Below are 15,869 nucleotides of genomic sequence, written 5' to 3'. Positions count from 1 at the left end.
TGAAGCGGTTAAGTCGGCCGCCGTCACAGCGGTTGGTTGCCGTGGTGTCTGCCGGCGCGGCGCGCGCGTCGTTTACCGCGCAGCAGCCGCAGTCCCTCGATCAAGGTGTCGCGCGTCTGTTCGGGGTCGATCATCGCGTCGATCTGCCCGGTTTCCATCGACAGGTTCGCGTTGACGGTCGTACGTTCGTATTCGGCCGCGTACTTCGCGCGCACGGCGTCGACGTCGGCTCCGGCGTCCTTCGCCTTCTGCAGGTCCTTGCGATGGATGATGTTGACGGCGCCGGTCGCGCCGAGCACGGCGATCTGCGCCGCGGGCCACGCATAGTTGAGGTCGGCGCCGATCGACTTCGAGCCCATGACGATGTATGCGCCGCCGTAGGCCTTGCGCAGCACGATCGTGACGAGCGGCACCTGCGCGTTCGCGTACGCGTAGATGACCTTCGCGCCGCGGCGGATGATGCCGGCGTGCTCCTGCTCGGCGCCCGGCTTGTATCCGGGCGTGTCGACGAGCGTGACGACCGGCAGGTTGAAGGCGTCGCACAGCCGCACGAAGCGTGCGACCTTTTCCGACGAGTCGACATCGAGGCCGCCGGCGTTGACGTTCGGCTGGTTCGCGACGATGCCGACCGGATGGCCGTCGATGCAGGCGAAGCCGACGACTGCGGACGGCGCGAACAGTTCGTGCACCTGCACGAACTCGCCGTAGTCGACGACGCAGCGGATGACGTCGAGCACGTCGTAGGGCTGGCGGTCGTTGTCGGGCACGATCGAGGCCAGCCGGCGCGCGACCTCGCGGTCGGCGCGCGTCGCCATGTACATGTAGGTCGGCGGCTGCTCGTCCGCATTCGACGGCAGATAGGCGAGCACGGTGCGCGCGTAGTCGATCGCATCCGCCTCGTCGGCGCCCAGATAGTGCGCGACGCCGGACATCGTGCTGTGCACGGCGCCGCCGCCGAGGTCGTCCATGCTGATTGATTCGCCGGTCGCCGCCTTGATGACGTCCGGCCCGGTGACGAACATGTTCGAATTCTCACGCGTCATGACGATCAGGTCGGTCAGCGCCGGGCAGTAGACGGCACCTCCCGCGCACGGCCCGAGGATCAGCGAGATCTGCGGGACGGCGCCGCTCGCGTCGCAGGTCTTGCGGAAGATGCGCCCGTACTGCGTCAGCGCGGCGACGCCCTCCTGGATGCGCGCGCCGCCCGAATCGATCAATGCGACGATCGGGATGCGCAAGGTGAGCGCCTGGTCCATCAGCCGGCAGATCTTGCGTCCTTCAGCAACACCGAGCGTGCCGCCGCGCACCGAGAAGTCCTGCGCGTAGACGGCGACGCGGCGCCCGTGGACCTCGCCGAACCCGGTGATGACGGCCGCTCCGGCATGTCCTGCGTTGATATCGCCGCCGCTGAATCGTCCGATTTCCTCGAAGGTGCCGGTATCGAGCAGCAGATCGAGCCGTTCGCGCGCCGTCAGCTTACCTTTGACGTGCTGACGGTCGCGCGCGTGCGCCTCGGCGTCGCGCGCCAGCTGTGCCGCCTTGAGCACAGACGGCCGGATCGGCTGACGTTCGCCGCCCATCGCGTCGCCCTCCGTTGCTGCGCGCGGCGTATCGACGGCCGCGGCGACGGCGTCGTCGAGCGTGCCGTCGGCGACGAGCGCCTGCAGCGCCGGTGATTCGGTGATGTCGCTCATGCCTGCTCCCCCTTGCCGGTGTTGGCAGCCGCGTTCTCGGCAGCTGTAGATTCCTCGTTGCGATGCGCGCCTTCGACGTCGAGCGTCAGCAGCGTCTCGCCGCCGTCGACGGAGGACGCGGCGGTCGCGAAGATCTCGTTGACGACACCGTCGACCGGCGCATAGACGTAGTTCTCCATCTTCATCGACTCGAGCACAACGAGCAGGTCGCCCTTGGCCACCTGCTGCCCCGGCGCCACGGTGATGCGGGTGACAATCGCTTGCATCGGCGACGCGATGACGCCGGAGCGTTCGTCGTGCCGCTGCCGGCCGCGCTCGACGTGGTGCATGCCCTGGCCGCGCAGCGGCTGCGTCGGCCGTTCTGCCGCACGCGAGCGCGCGCCGCCGGTGAGCGTCGCGACGACGTCGCTCGGCACGGTGAGCACGACGCGCCGATGGTTCATCTCGATGACGATTTCCTCGCTCGGCGCGCATGCGTCGGCGTCCTGCGCGTCGGCGCTCAGCGACGCCGGCTGTCCGGCGCGCGTCGACGCCGGCTCGCGGTTGAGGTATTTGCGTTCGAGCCATTTCGTGCTCACGGCGAATCCGGCGCCGTGTTCGGCCGTGAATTCGTCGTCGGCGAAGACGGTGCGGTACAGCTCGACCGGGGTCGGCACTCCGGCGATCTCGATCTCGTCGAGTGCGCGGCGCACGCGTGCGACGGCCGCCGCGCGATCGGACGCGGTGACGATGAGCTTGCCCATCATCGAATCGAATTTCGGCGAGATCGTGTCGCCTTCGAGGACGCCGGAGTCGACGCGCACGCCCGGGCCGCTCGGCCAACGCACCGTCTCGAGCGTGCCTGCGGACGGCGTCAGGTTCGACTTCGGATCCTCGCTCGTGATGCGCAGCTCGAAGCTGTGGCCGCGCGGCGCCGGCGCCGGCGTGAGCGCGCCGCCGACGGCGATTGTCAGCTGTTCGCGTACAAGGTCGACGCCGCTGACCTCCTCGCTGACCGTGTGCTCCACTTGGAGTCGCGGATTGACTTCGAGGAAGTACGCCTTGTCGGCAGGCGTCACGATGAACTCGCAGGTGCCGAGCCCCACATAGCCGACCGCTTCGAACAGCCTGCGCGAATAGTTCTCGAGCTGTGCGAGGACGTCGTCGGACAGGAACGGCGCAGGCGCCTCCTCGATGAGTTTCTGGTTGCGCCGCTGCACCGAGCAGTCGCGGGTCGAATAGACGGTGAAATCGCCGTGCATGTCGCGGCCGCACTGGGTTTCGACGTGGCGGCCGTTGTCGATGAACCGTTCGACGAAGTAGTCGGCGAGGTCGCCGCCCTGCGCGGCGTTGTGGTTGAGGTAGAAGCCGCGCAGCTCGTCGTCGCTGCGCACGAGCGTGATGCCGCGGCCGCCGCCGCCGTCGGTGCGCTTGAGCATCAGCGGATAGCCGTGCGTGTGCGCGAAGTCGAGCAGCGGACGCATGTCGACGATGGCATGGGAGATGCCCGGCACCGGAGGCACCTGCGCCTTCTCGGCCACCTGGCGCGCGCTGATCTTGTCGCCGAGCGCGTCGAGCGCCTGAGGCGACGGGCCGATCCAGACGGCGCCTTCGGCAAGCACCTTGCGCGCGAAGGAGCTCACTTCGGACAGGAAGCCATAGCCGGGATGGACGGCGTTCGCGCCCGAACGACGCAGGATCTCGACGAGCAGGTCCTCGTTGAGATAGGTGTCCGCATAGGTGTCGCCGGACAGCAGGAACGCCTCGTCGGCCATCCGCACATACTGGCAGTGGCGGTCCTGTTCGGCGTAGACGACGACGGTCGGGATGCCCATCTCCCGCGCCGTGCGCACGACGCGCAGCGCGATCTCGCCACGGTTCGCGACGAGCAGCTTCATCGGCGCGGTCGGCGGCGTCGAATCGGTCGACTGCGGCGTCGGCGCGGCGGTCGCGGAACATGCGGCGGACGAAGCCGCGGACGGCGGCATGGTCGGTGCGGCGTCCGCATCGGATGGCACGCCGACGGCGGTCGGCGGCACGTGCCGGGCGGACGCACGCGAAGTTGGATCTTGGTCAAACATGCGTTTCAGCATCCTCCGTTTCGCGGGTCGCCGACACTTGCGTTCCCACAAGAATCGCCATCGACTTTTGTGGACGTGAACAAACCACCCGCCGGTGCGCACTCAGTATCGTTGCCGGCGAACCCCATCATGGCGGCGTCCCGCTCGCCGCGGGCGCCACCAGCCGGTGTCGCCCGACGCGGCCTGCAAGCGGCAGCTCCCGCGGCAGCCGCCTGCAGCTACAGGCTCCGGCAGTCCGACGCGGCCTACGGGCGGCAGCTCCCGCGGCAGCCGCCTGCCACGTGCGGCAAGACCGACTTACCGGCGGCGACACGCGCAATCCGCGAAAGACAGCGTCCGTTACGGGCGGCGGCCCGACATGCTTTGCCGGCCATGACCGGCATCCGCCCAGCTCGGCTTATCGGCGGCAGCTGTCTGCCACGGGCAGCAGCCGGGAGTCGTTGCAATTGGTTGCCGCGACGAACTTGGCATGGTGCGCGGTGCACACAACCGAACACAGCACACGGACACAGCTCACAACAGCTCACAAAGGAACGACGATGAATCAGCAATCAAATCACGGCAGCAGTCTCAGCATCCGGACTTCGGAAGTCACGATACGGCGTGCCGTCGGCGGTGCGCTGCCGGTCATGCTCACGACGGGCGCGCTGTGCGCGGCGGCGGCGATCGGTCGCATCGCGATCCCCGGCACGCCGGTGCCGATCACGTTGCAGACGCTCGTGCTGATGATCGCGGCCGTGACGCTGCGCTGGCGGCAGGTCGCGGGCGCCGTCGCGCTGTATCTGGCGATGGGACTGTGCGGACTGCCGGTCTTCTCGGGCGGCATGTCAACGGCCGCGCTAGTCGGCCCGACCTGCGGGTTCCTCTACGCGTTCCTGCCGGCCGGCATCGTCACGTCGCTGCTCGCCGCGCTCGTCATGCGGTTCGCGTCGCGATGGGCGCCGCGCGGCGAGGCTGGTCTCGGCGGGGCGGCCGGTCGCGGCGGTCGCATCGGCGACATGTGTGTCCGCCGCGCCGACGACGCTGCCCGTTTCGGCATCGCGCATGTTGGCCGCGCCGGTCACATCGGCCACGTCGGACGCATCGGCGATGCGCACAGCAGCGCGGCGTCCGCACTGCTGTCGATTGCGGTGTTCCTCGGCTATTTCCTCGCATGCGCAATCGGATGCGTGCTGCTGCAGGACGGCGTCGGAGTACTCGTGCAGGCCGCGACGACGCATATGCCGCTGAAGCCGCTCGCGATGGCGTCGGCGGCCTTCATCCCCGGCGATCTGGTGAAAGCGGCGCTCGCCGCATCGCTCGCGACGCCGGTCACGCTCGCGAAGCTGCAGTAGCAGCCGGTTGCGATCGCTTCGGACGCATCTCGCACCTGTGACGGTCGCAACCTCCCCAATCAGCGACCGTCACAGCCACACAAGTCCCCCGAAACGGTCGCAACCTCACCATCCAGCGACCGCCACGGCCACATCTCGCACCCGAAACGGTCGCGACCTCCCCGCTCAGCGACCGCCACGGCCGCAACCAACCTCCGAAACAATCGCGACGGCTGCTCCACAATCACCGCGACCTGACCGGCGTCCCAATCCGTCAGACACGTCGACGATTCAGGACGCAACCATCCCGCGTCACGTCCCAACCTGCCATCCGTGCCGGCGACTCCGGACGCAAGACGCCGCGAGTCGGTCGCGCGGACGCCTGCGCAGCCGTTCGCGCGACCGAAATCGACTCACCCCATCGGCAGGATCGGCTATCTCGGCTGAAAAGGAGCATTTTCCCTGCCATAGGCGAGTATCGGGCCCGCCGACCCCGGCTATTTCAGCCATTTCGGCGCGCATACTCGCAGGTCCCGCAGAAAATGCTCCTTTCCAGCCGAGATACCGCCGCCGGCACGCCGTATCCGGACACGCAGTCGCTGAACGCGTGATTTTCCGGGCCTCCAACCTCACCGACGGCGGCCGCTCACTGCGCCACGTTCGGCAGCACGCCCACGTCGGCCGTGCGCACGATCCGCTCCTCGCCTTCGTAGGTCGTCATCGCGAGCGACGCATCGGCGTTGATGCCGTGCGCGATGCCATGCTCCGTTGTCCCATTCGTATAGTGGACTTCGATCGGATGCCCGAGCGTCCAGCTTTCCTGCACGAGCCTGCGCCGCAGATGCTGCGCGCTCACTGCCGGATTGAGTCCCAGGTTCCACAGCCGTTCCTCGATATGCTTCACCGTGTGCGACGCGATGAGATCCATCACCGCCGCCGTGCCCGGTCGTTCACCTTCATGCTCGGGCTGCGTGATGAGCTGCCACGACGTCGCGTCGTCGGTCGGCAGTTCGTCGAGCGGCATGTCGAGGTTGAGCCCGATGCCGTAGACCACGGCCACGATATCCGGATCGGGCACCGCGACGATCTGCGAAAGGATGCCGCCGAGCTTATGCCCGTGGTAGACGATGTCGTTCGGCCATTTGACCATGACGTCGTCGCGTGCATCGTCGATGTTCGCCGGATCGTGGATGAGCATCATGTCCGTTTCACTCAGCGTTTCACGCAGCGCGTCGAGCACGGACAGACCGGCGATCATCTGCAGCCAGCCGTTGATCTGCGGATCGCACGCCACGTTCTTGCCCACCGCGGAAATGAACGACATCATGAACGATTTCCCCGGCGAGCTGAACCATGTGTGGTCGAGCCGGCCGCGCCCTGCCGTCTGCTCCCGCGCGCTGACAATCGTCATGCCGTTGCGATTCCACCGCCCGCTTGTGATGTATGTTTCAGCGACCGTGTTCGTCGACCCGACCGATTTGAGCGACACGACATTCGCCACCGCCCGCGTCAGCGGCAGGTCGCCGGTGACGACATTGTCATCGCGGAACGGATTCTGCTGCGCGCTCGATGCGGCCACCGACCCAGACATCGACGCAGCCGCAGCACCGCCATCGTTGTTGTTGCCGTTGCCGCTCATGTTTCCTTCCGCCATGCGATGCTCCTCTGTTGATGTTTCGATTCCCTATCCATCATGCACCTGAACTCCGATGCCCGCACCCGACCACCCATGCTCCTCCCCACCGACAACGACCCCCGCACATCCCGCCACCGCCCACTGCGCCGACGGCTAACCCCGCATGAGCCGTCCATTCTGCCGCCGATTGTACAATCGCGTCTATGGCACGTGAGCATCCCACCGATTCCGACACCCCGACGACCGCGTCGTCCACCAATGCCGAATCCTCCGCGACCACAACCCCCGCTTTCCGCGTGACGCCGCCAACGTTCGCCGACCGCTGCGGCGCGTTCTTCCGTTGGCTGATCGCCGCGCTCGCCTGCGTTTGGATCTCCTGGTGCACGTCGATCGGTCCGCTGATGCGCTCCGACGTCGGTCTCGCCGGCTTCGGATGGACGAACGCGCTGCTGTTCCTCGTCATGTTCAGCTGCACCTTCGGTTTTGTGCTGCTGCTTGTTTTCACCGCCTACCGCCGCGAAGGCATGTGCAAACCCCGCAACCTCACCCGAGTCCGCCCCCACACCCCGACCTCCGCCACTGTCTGTGATTCCCCTTCCGCTACCACATCTGATTCCCCTTCCACCCCAACCGATTCCGTCTCCGGTCCCACGACCTCCGTATCCACCACCGGCTCAATCCACATCGCTGTGGATACTGATGTGGACGTTCGCAACGACTCTTCCACAATCGCGGTGCATTCTACATCCCCTCTGTCCACATCCTCCTCCATCCACACCCGCGCGAACTCTCACGCTCCCGAAAACGCCCACACATCCGACATCCCCGCGAACCCCACCAAGCACACCTTCGCCTTCCGCCTCCGCCCCCACTGCTCCCGCATCACCGCCGCCGTCTCGCGCGCGATCATCGCGGCGACTTCCGACTGGAAACGCATCTGGCTCGTCCTCGCCATCTGCTGGCTGTGGGTTCCGGCGACGCTCCTCGCAGCCTTCGGCGCCGACATCTATTCGCAAGCCCGCGAATTCGCCTGGGCGTGGAATCAATGGACCGGCGTCGACCAGCCCTACATCGGCTTCTTCTCCTTCGTCCCGATGGACATCTACCCGACCGCCCACTACATGTGGCCCGACCAGCCGACCTACCTGACTGACCAGCACAACATCGTCCTCACCGTCTTCTACGGCGGCGCCCTCGCCATCTCCCGCTACCTGACCGGCTCGAACGACGCCGGCCTCGTCGTCCTCGCCTTCCTCCAATGGTTGTTCGCCGGTTTCTGCTGTGCATCCGCCGCGAATCGTTTCTTCAATCTGCCGTGGCTCACCCGCCGTTCGCGCAGCAAGGACCACCGCAGCATGCCCGCTGATTCCTCACTGATCACCTCGACCGCGACGACGATCTCCACGCGCATCACCCCTTACGCGGGCACTCCCGCCGGTGCCTGCGCCCGCGCGCTCATCATGCTCGTCTTCATCTGCTGCCCGCTCGTGCTGTTCGCGACGATTTCCCTGACGAAATCCCCACTGTTCGCGTTCGCATTCACCTGGTGGTTCGGCCTGATGTACGAGCTCTACATGACTTACGCCCCGCGCGTGAAGACCTCCCCCATCCTGCGCACCGAGGTCCTCCCCACGCGCCATATCACGATTGCCGCGCTCGTCGTCTCGGTGAGCGTCATGCTGATCAGCGCGAAGTACGCGTGGTATATCCTTCTCGCGCAGGTCGTTTTTTCGTTGCTCGCCGACCGTCGCCGCTGGAAGCTCTACCTCGGCACGCTGCTGCTGCCGACGATCCTGATCCACGGTTCGATCGCCGCGCTGATCGCCTCCGGCACGATCATCAGCGGCGACCCGATCGAATCCCGCGGCATCCAGATTCAGATGATCGCGCGCGTCGCCCACGAGAATCCGAACGCGATCCCGCAGGACGCGCGAGACAAGCTCGCCCCGATTTTCAACCTCGACCAGACCGCGCAGGCCTACCGTCCCCAGGACGCCGACCCGGTCAAATCCTCCGGTATCCAGTCGAAGAAGGTCAGCTATCGTTGGCGTTCCGTCACACCAGAGGACATGGACAACTTCAACAAGGCGTGGCGTGAGATCGTTCGCGCCGACCCGCGCACCGCCTTCGACGGCCTGTTCGCCAAGAGCTACGGCTACTTCGACATCTTCGATCCGCCCTACGTCCCGATGAGCTATTACATCGACAACGACTATGTCCAGCAGACGAACACCTGGATCAAGTACTACGACCACGGCTGGCGCACGAAGGTCGCCGATTCCGCCCGCGGCTGGAGCAGCATCCCCGTGCTTGGCTGGTTCACCCATGGCAACTGCTATGTCATCTTCACATTGCTCATCGGCGCCGGCGAACTCGTGCTCAGACGTTGGCGCGCCCTGTCGTGGCACATGCCGTTGCTGCTGCTGATGGGCGTCATGATCACGGCGCCGGCGAACAACTTCGAGCGCCACATGCTGCCGATCGTCTTCGTCTTCGGCTTCCTGTGCCTCATGTTCCACCGCGACACTCTCCGCCGTCTCGACCTCCCGGCCATCCCAACATCACAGCACTGATTCCGCGCTGGGTGTGCCGGTCACACGGCCGGCACACCTCAATCCCACTCGGATTCCAGCCATTCCACGGCTTCAGACCGCCCGGTTCGCTCAGAACGCCCCACATCCGCACACAACCGCACTCCAAAACAACCGCGCAGCCAGCTCCGAAACCATATCTGCGCTGAGGGAGAGCATCTTCCCGGCATTCGCCAAGTAGCCCCATCCAAAACCGCATATTTCCGCCACCACGCAAGCCCGCTAGGCGCCCTATCCGACGAAGTTGCTCTCCCTCAGCGCAGATACCAATCAGACTGTTGCCCGAATCCCGACCAACCACCGATTAGCCATCAACTAGCCCCGCCCTGGTCGCCGCCATCACCGCCTTCTAGGCCCGTAGCCCCTTACCAACGCCCCATCGCCCTCACCGGTCCCGAATCCGACCGATGGCGATCGCCGTATTGAGCACGAAGGCATCCCGCGGGTCGGTCGCATCCCACCCGGTCGTCTCCGCCGCGCGCTTGAGCCGGTAGCGGACCGTGTTCGGATGGATGTTGAGCTCCTTCGCCGTCGCCTCAAGCGACCCGCCGTGCCGCAGGAACGTGGACACCGTCACGAAGGTCGGATCGTCCTCACTGCTGCCGTGCAATACCTGATAGACGTTGCGGTACAGCTCCTCGCGCGCCATGTCGTCACCGATGAGCGCGCGCTCCGGCAGCAGATCGTCGGCGCGCAGCGGCCGCGCCGGTTCGACGATCGACGGCGCCGCCTGCAACGAGAACAGCGTTTCGCGCACGGCATGGCTCGCCCCTTCGACGCCTTCCCGCATCGGACTGACGTACACGGCTGCCCCTTCGCTGAACGCCGGCAGCATATTCGTGCTCGCGATGCCCGGCGACACGGCCGCCTGCGCCCGCGCGCATACGATGACGAAGGCGCCATAGACGCCGATGAGCGGCGACGCGCCGCCGAGATCCGTGATGACCTGTCCGATTTTCGCCACCGTCGCCGCCATGCTTTCGGCCGGTTCTCCCCCGACGGCGAAGCATTCGAACTGTCCTCGCCATCCGATGACGTTGAGCAGTGCCGTGACGCGCTCATCGCGCAGTCCGCTGATCAGGCATTCGAACGCGAGCGCCCGAATCGTGCCATCGTCCGTGTGTCCCGCCAACAGTTCCAGGATATCCGCGTGTTCGTCGCCCAACATGATTTCGATTCTACCCACCGACCGTTTCTTCTCCGAGCTTCGTCTCTTCATCCTCACGATTCACGCACGCCGCCGACCAACACCCACCACCTACAAGAAATCCCCGCCGGGCATGTTGCCCAGCGGGGATGACGCTTCAATCAGCCGTAGTCGGCCGACCAATCGGAAACCGAATCAGATCGAAGCCGGATCGACCGGGACGCCCGGTTCCATCGTCGCGGTGATGGTCGCCTTGGTGATGTAGCGGCCCTTGACGGTGGACGGCTTGAGACGCTTGACTTCGTCGGCGATTGCGCGGAAGTTCTCGTCAAGAGCCTCAGCGGTGAACGAAAGCTTGCCGAAGAGGAAGCTCAGGTTGCCGTTCTTGTCGACGCGGAAGTCGACCTTGCCGCCCTTGATGTCCTTGACGGCCTTCGTGACATCCATGGTCACGGTGCCGGTCTTCGGGTTCGGCATGAGGCCACGCGGACCGAGCACACGGCCGAGACGGCCGACCTTGCCCATCATGTCCGGGGTCGCGACGACGGAGTCGAAGTCGAGGAAGCCGTTGGCGACCTGCTCGACGAGATCGTCGTCACCGACGATGTCCGCGCCGGCTTCGAGCGCCTCGGTGGCCTTCGGGCCACGGGCGAACACGAGGACCTTGGCGGTCTTGCCGGTGCCGTTCGGCAGGTTGACGGAGCCGCGCACGAGCTGATCGGCCTTGCGCGGGTCGACGTTGAGGCGGAGCACAGCTTCGACGGTCTGGTCGAAGTTGTACGACGGCATGCTCTTGAGCAGAGCAATGGCCTCTTCCGGCGTGTACAGGTTGTTGCGATCGATGCGCTCGGCCGCTTCGCGATACTTCTTGGAGTGCTTAGCCATCTGTCCCTCTCCTCTCAGTCCGTCACCGTGATGCCCATCGAGCGCGCGGTGCCCTCGATGATCTTCATTGCGGCTTCGATGTCACGAGCGGAAAGATCGGCCATCTTCGTCTCCGCGATCTCGCGGACCTGATCCTTGGTGACCGAGCCGACCTTCGTCGTCAGCGGATTGTCAGCGCCCTTCTGCACGCCCGCAGCCTTCTTGAGCAGCGCGGCCGCCGGCGGCGTCTTGAGGATGAAGTCGAAGGAACGATCCTCGTAGACGGTGATCTCGACAGGGATGATCTGGCCCATCTTGTCCTGCGTCTGCGCGTTGTACGCCTTGCAGAAGTCCATGATGTTCACGCCATGGGAACCCAGAGCCGGGCCCAGCGGCGGTGCCGGATTGGCCTTGCCAGCCTCGATCTGGAGCTTGATCAGCGCCGAGACTTTCTTCTTAGGAGCCATAAGTTGGTTCTTCTTTCTGTGAAGCGGTGAAACGGCGTGTTTCCACGCCTTCCGCAACGTTGTCTTGCTGTGCTGTGCCAGCGGGCGCACCAACGCGCACCCTCCAGTCACAACTTTTCCATGATGCCACCTATTCCCGACATCTTCACGACCGCTTTACCGGCCGCGCCATCCGCTCCTCAAGCCCCTCATGCACCGCCTCATCCATTCGCCGATTCCGGCACAACTCTCTTAGAGCATATGAGAAGCAATAAGTAATACCGCTCTCCCTCATTCCATCATCTCCGCCACGCCCATCGCAGCCTATTTCAGCTGAGAAGGAGCATTTTCTCCGCTACTCTCAAGTATCACCGGTCAGAATCCGTCTCACGATGCCGATTTCATGGCCATACCGGCCCATAGCCGAGAAAATGCTCCTCTTCAGCCGAAATGCATCCGCGCACCCGTCCAGCCGACGCGCATCGCGCACGGCCGCATCCGCAAATCCACCAATCCGCGTCGTCCACCACTCGTCGAATCTCGCTCGCAATGAAAAACGCGCAGCCGTACGAAGACGGGCTGCGCGTTTCCTTGCCGAACTATACCGTTCAGACGAGCTTCTCCACCTGCTCGAAGCCGAGTTCGACCGGCGTGTCGCGCCCGAAGATCGACACGAGCACCGTGAGCTTCTGCGTCGACGGTTCCACTTCGGACACGACGGCGGACATCGTCGCGAACGGGCCATCGGTGACGGTGACCTGATCGCCGACGGCGTATGAGACCTCCATGACGCGCTTCTTCGCAGCGGCCGGCTTGTCGCCCGCCTCCTTGAGCGCCTGCGAAGCGATCATCGGCGCCATCATCTGCACGACTTCCTTGCGGGTCAGCGGCGCCGGCTCACGCGTCGGGCCGACGAAGCCGGTCACGCCTTCCGTCTCGCGCACGATGCGGCGCGCGTCCTCGTCCGGCCACATGCGGATAAGCACATAGCCCGGCACACGCACGCGCGTCACGACCTTCTTGCCTTTCTCGGTGTGCTTTTCGACTTCCTCCATCGGCACTTCCACTTGGAAGATCGTGTCTTCAAGACCGAAGCTGGCCACGCGCGATTCGATGTTGCTCTTGACGCGCTTCTCATATCCCGAATACGTATGCAGCACGTACCACTTGCCTTCGAGCGTGCGCAGGCTCTTCGAGAACTCCTTGACGGCCTTCGTACCGGCGTCCTCCTCCTCGGCTTCCTCTTCCGCCTCCGCGGCCGGACCGTCGTCATTCGCGTCGGCGTCTGCGGTGCCGCTCGATTTCGCGTCCGAGTCGGCGTCCGCCTGCTCGTCGATGTCCTCTTCGATGCTCACGGTTGCAGCCGCGTCGGCGCCGTCGGCTGGCGTCTGCTCCGCGGCGTCCACGGAGTCGTACGCGATGCCTTCCGCGACATCCTCACTCGGCGACGCGGCGGCGACGGCGTCAATCTCCTCCGTCTGTGACTGATCCTGATCAGCCTGATTGAGGTCATCGAGATTCACTTCGTCACTCATGCATGTCCTTTGTGCTGGGGGTTGATTTCAACGATTGAATGTACCAGAAAACGATTATAGCTGGGGTTCCCCCCAGCTATAATCGCAACGTTTGCGCCTGTTTTTCGCCTTGGCCGAATCAGCCGAAGACCAGGAAGGCGAGCTTGCCGAGTCCGGTGTCCATCAGCGTGACGAGCACCATGAGCAGCACGACGAAAATGAACGACGCGAGCGACCAGTAGAACAGCTGCTTCCTCGTCGGCGTCACGACCTTGCGCAGCTCATCGATGATCTGCTTGATGAACAGACCGATGCGCATGAACACGTTCGGCTTCACGACAACTTCGCCATGATCAGTCTTCTTGGCCATGTTCCCTCCTGAAAGACATTCGATGAACTTACTCGCCGTCTTTGCAGGGAAGGCGGGACTCGAACCCACAACCTACGGTTTTGGAGACCGTTGCGCTACCAATTGCGCCACTTCCCTAGGTTGATTCTGCGACCTGCCGTCTCCGACCTTCGCAAAACCGCCAAGTCGAAATAGTAACGTATCCTTCCGACGATGTCCAATCCCGTGTGTTTCCTTCACAATCCGCCCACGTTTCCCCGATTCCCGGCGCCCCCTCAGGCACGTCCCCGCCGCAAACCACCCCTCTCCTCTTCCTCTCTCTTTCCCTCCTCTCCCCCTATCTCCTTCTCCCTATCTCCCCCTCCCCGCTGCTTCCCCTCTCCGCCCACGAGTCCCCCGTCCTCCTTCCGTCACTTGCCCATCTCATCCGCACCGTCCCGACCCATCGACCCCACCGACAACCCCGACCACTGCGTCCCGATCCGTCGACCACCCAGACGAAAACACCCGCAAACCGGCCCATTTGCGCCCCGACCCATCGACCACCACGACGACCCCGACCGCAAACCGGCCCATTTCCGTCCCAACCCATCGACCACCCCGACAACCCTACCCGCAAACCAGCCTCCATTTCCATCCCGCTCCGCCCTATCCATGCGAAAACGGCGGCCGCGCATCAGCGCAACCGCCGTCAATCCGCTCACGACGAACCGATTCCTCCGATTCCGTCGCGAACCGCCATCACACACTCAGGCGCGCGTCGCCTCGGCCCATTCCTTGAACCGACGCATGCCCTCCACAATCTGATCGTCCGCCACCGCGTACGAGAAACGCATATACCCGGGTGCGCCGAACGCCTCGCCCGGCACGGCGGCCACGTGGGCCTCGTCGAGCAGCGCCGCAGCCAGATCAGAGGAAGTCTCGAATTCGAGTCCATTCGGGCCGACCGGACGGTTCAGCAGTCCGCGAACGTCAGCGAACGCGTAGAACGCGCCATTCGGCGTCGGGCAATGCACACCTTCGATATCGTTGAGCGCGGAGACGATGATGCCACGACGTTTGTCGAAGGCCTCGCGCATCATCTCGACCGCGTCGAGCGGCCCGGCGACCGCCGCGAGCGCTGCACATTGCGCGATGTTGTTGACATTCGACGTCATGTGACCCTGCAGTTTCGCCGCTTCCTTGGCGACTTCCGGCGGCGCGATGAGCCAGCCGACGCGCCAGCCCGGCATCGCGTACGTCTTCGCAACGCCGTTGAGCACGATGAGCTGTCCGCGTACCTCCGGCACGGCCGCGCCGATATACGTCGTTTTCACACCGTCATAGGTGAGGTGCTCGTAGATTTCGTCGCTGAGCACCCACACGCCGTGTTCGACCGCCCATTCGCCGATCTGCTTGATCGTCTTCTCGCTCCACACCGCACCGGTGGGGTTGTTTGGCGACGTGACGATGATTGCCTTCGTCTTGTCGGTACGTGCTTTTTCGATGTCTTCGATATTCGGCTCGAAGCCGACTTCGGCACCGGCGAACACTTCGACCGGCTTGCCGCCGGCGAGCTTGACCATCTCTGGATAGCTTGTCCAGTACGGCGTCGGGATAATGACTTCGTCGCCATCGTTGAGGATCAGCTGCATCGCCTCGTACACGCCCTGCTTACCGCCGTTCGTCACGACGACCTGCTCGGGCTTGACTTCATAGCCGCTGTCGCGCAACGTCTTGTCGGCGATGGCCGCGCGCAGCTCCGGCAGACCCGCCGTCGGCGTGTACTTGTAGTTCTTCGGATCGACGACCGCTTCGGCTGCGACCGCGACGATTTCCTGCGGCGTCGCGAAGTTCGGTTCGCCCGCGCCGAAACCGACGACGTCAACGCCCTGGGCCTTCATCGCCTTGGCTTTGGTGTCCACCGCGAGCGTGGCACTCGGCGCAACATGGTTGATTCTTTCGGAAAGAGGAAGGGAGTTGCTCATGTCCTCCATGCTATCCCTTCGCGTTGTCATCCCAGCCCCGTGTCGCCCTCTCCCATTCACCATCCGGACTTTCACCCTCCCAATCCCCCCGATTTCCGTCCCAACCCGTCGGCCACCCCGACAACCCCACTCGCAAGCCAGCCCATTTGCGTCCCGACCCATCGACCACCCCGACGAACCCGCCCGCAAACCAGCCAGTTCCCGTCCTGACCCGTCGGCCACCCCGACAACCCCACCCGCAAACCAGCCAGTTTCCGGCCCACCTCGACGGCCTAGGACGCACAACGG

The 15,869-nt window shown here is 64.7% G+C and carries 11 protein-coding genes and 1 tRNA gene; 2 read left to right on the top strand and 10 right to left on the bottom strand.

The window, feature by feature from the left end:
* Positions 1–23: 23 nt before the first annotated feature.
* Together BCHO_RS03310 and BCHO_RS03305 are read right to left on the bottom strand one after the other, a co-directional pair.
* Positions 24–1,694 (bottom strand): acyl-CoA carboxylase subunit beta, encoded by a 1,671-nt coding sequence (locus BCHO_RS03310; RefSeq protein WP_024541038.1) that lies wholly within the window; start codon positions 1,692–1,694, stop codon positions 24–26.
* Positions 1,691–3,571, bottom strand: coding sequence for an ATP-binding protein (locus BCHO_RS03305; protein WP_029675502.1), 1,881 nt, complete (start codon positions 3,569–3,571; stop codon positions 1,691–1,693). Before BCHO_RS03305 ends, BCHO_RS03310 begins: the two co-directional genes overlap by 4 nt.
* 812 nt (positions 3,572–4,383) lie before the next feature.
* On the opposite strand from BCHO_RS03305, the gene BCHO_RS09365 reads away from it, so the two are divergent.
* Positions 4,384–5,088: a biotin transporter BioY gene (locus BCHO_RS09365; RefSeq protein WP_081707969.1), complete on the top strand. Its 705-nt coding sequence runs from the start codon at positions 4,384–4,386 to the stop codon at positions 5,086–5,088.
* 625 nt (positions 5,089–5,713) lie between these two features.
* Here the strand turns inward: BCHO_RS09365 and BCHO_RS03295 are convergent.
* Complete coding sequence (locus tag BCHO_RS03295) at positions 5,714–6,721, bottom strand: biotin--[acetyl-CoA-carboxylase] ligase (protein WP_232513879.1); 1,008 nt, start codon at positions 6,719–6,721, stop codon at positions 5,714–5,716.
* A 185-nt stretch (positions 6,722–6,906) separates the two neighbouring features.
* On the opposite strand from BCHO_RS03295, the gene BCHO_RS03290 reads away from it, so the two are divergent.
* Positions 6,907–9,276, top strand: coding sequence for a DUF6020 family protein (locus BCHO_RS03290; RefSeq protein WP_152595870.1), 2,370 nt, complete (start codon positions 6,907–6,909; stop codon positions 9,274–9,276).
* Positions 9,277–9,679: 403 nt separating this feature from the next.
* Here the strand turns inward: BCHO_RS03290 and BCHO_RS03285 are convergent, their stop codons facing one another.
* From BCHO_RS03285 to BCHO_RS03255, 7 genes are all read right to left on the bottom strand, one after another.
* Positions 9,680–10,462: a PucR family transcriptional regulator gene (locus tag BCHO_RS03285; RefSeq protein WP_024541043.1), complete on the bottom strand. Its 783-nt coding sequence runs from the start codon at positions 10,460–10,462 to the stop codon at positions 9,680–9,682.
* 174 nt (positions 10,463–10,636) lie between these two features.
* Positions 10,637–11,326: a 50S ribosomal protein L1 gene (gene rplA, locus BCHO_RS03280; RefSeq protein ID WP_024541044.1), complete on the bottom strand. Its 690-nt coding sequence runs from the start codon at positions 11,324–11,326 to the stop codon at positions 10,637–10,639.
* 14 nt (positions 11,327–11,340) lie between these two features.
* Entirely contained in the window at positions 11,341–11,772 is a 432-nt protein-coding gene (gene rplK / locus BCHO_RS03275) for a 50S ribosomal protein L11 (RefSeq protein ID WP_024541045.1), read from the bottom strand.
* 587 nt (positions 11,773–12,359) lie between these two features.
* The gene (gene nusG, locus BCHO_RS03270; RefSeq protein ID WP_024541046.1) at positions 12,360–13,286 is read right to left on the bottom strand and encodes a transcription termination/antitermination protein NusG; all 927 of its coding nucleotides are present in this window, start codon (positions 13,284–13,286) and stop codon (positions 12,360–12,362) included.
* A gap of 118 nt (positions 13,287–13,404) precedes the next feature.
* Positions 13,405–13,635 carry a preprotein translocase subunit SecE gene (secE, locus tag BCHO_RS03265; RefSeq protein WP_024541047.1) on the bottom strand — a complete coding sequence of 77 codons (231 nt, stop codon included), beginning with the start codon at positions 13,633–13,635 and terminating at the stop codon, positions 13,405–13,407.
* 44 nt (positions 13,636–13,679) lie between these two features.
* Positions 13,680–13,752 (bottom strand) — tRNA-Trp (locus BCHO_RS03260).
* Between the two features lie 611 nt (positions 13,753–14,363).
* Complete coding sequence (locus BCHO_RS03255) at positions 14,364–15,581, bottom strand: pyridoxal phosphate-dependent aminotransferase (RefSeq protein ID WP_024541048.1); 1,218 nt, start codon at positions 15,579–15,581, stop codon at positions 14,364–14,366.
* Positions 15,582–15,869: the final 288 nt, after the last annotated feature.

Source organism: Bifidobacterium choerinum (genome assembly GCF_000741135.1).
Taxonomy (GTDB): domain Bacteria; phylum Actinomycetota; class Actinomycetes; order Actinomycetales; family Bifidobacteriaceae; genus Bifidobacterium; species Bifidobacterium choerinum.
This window is presented reverse-complemented; position numbering and strand designations above follow the sequence as displayed.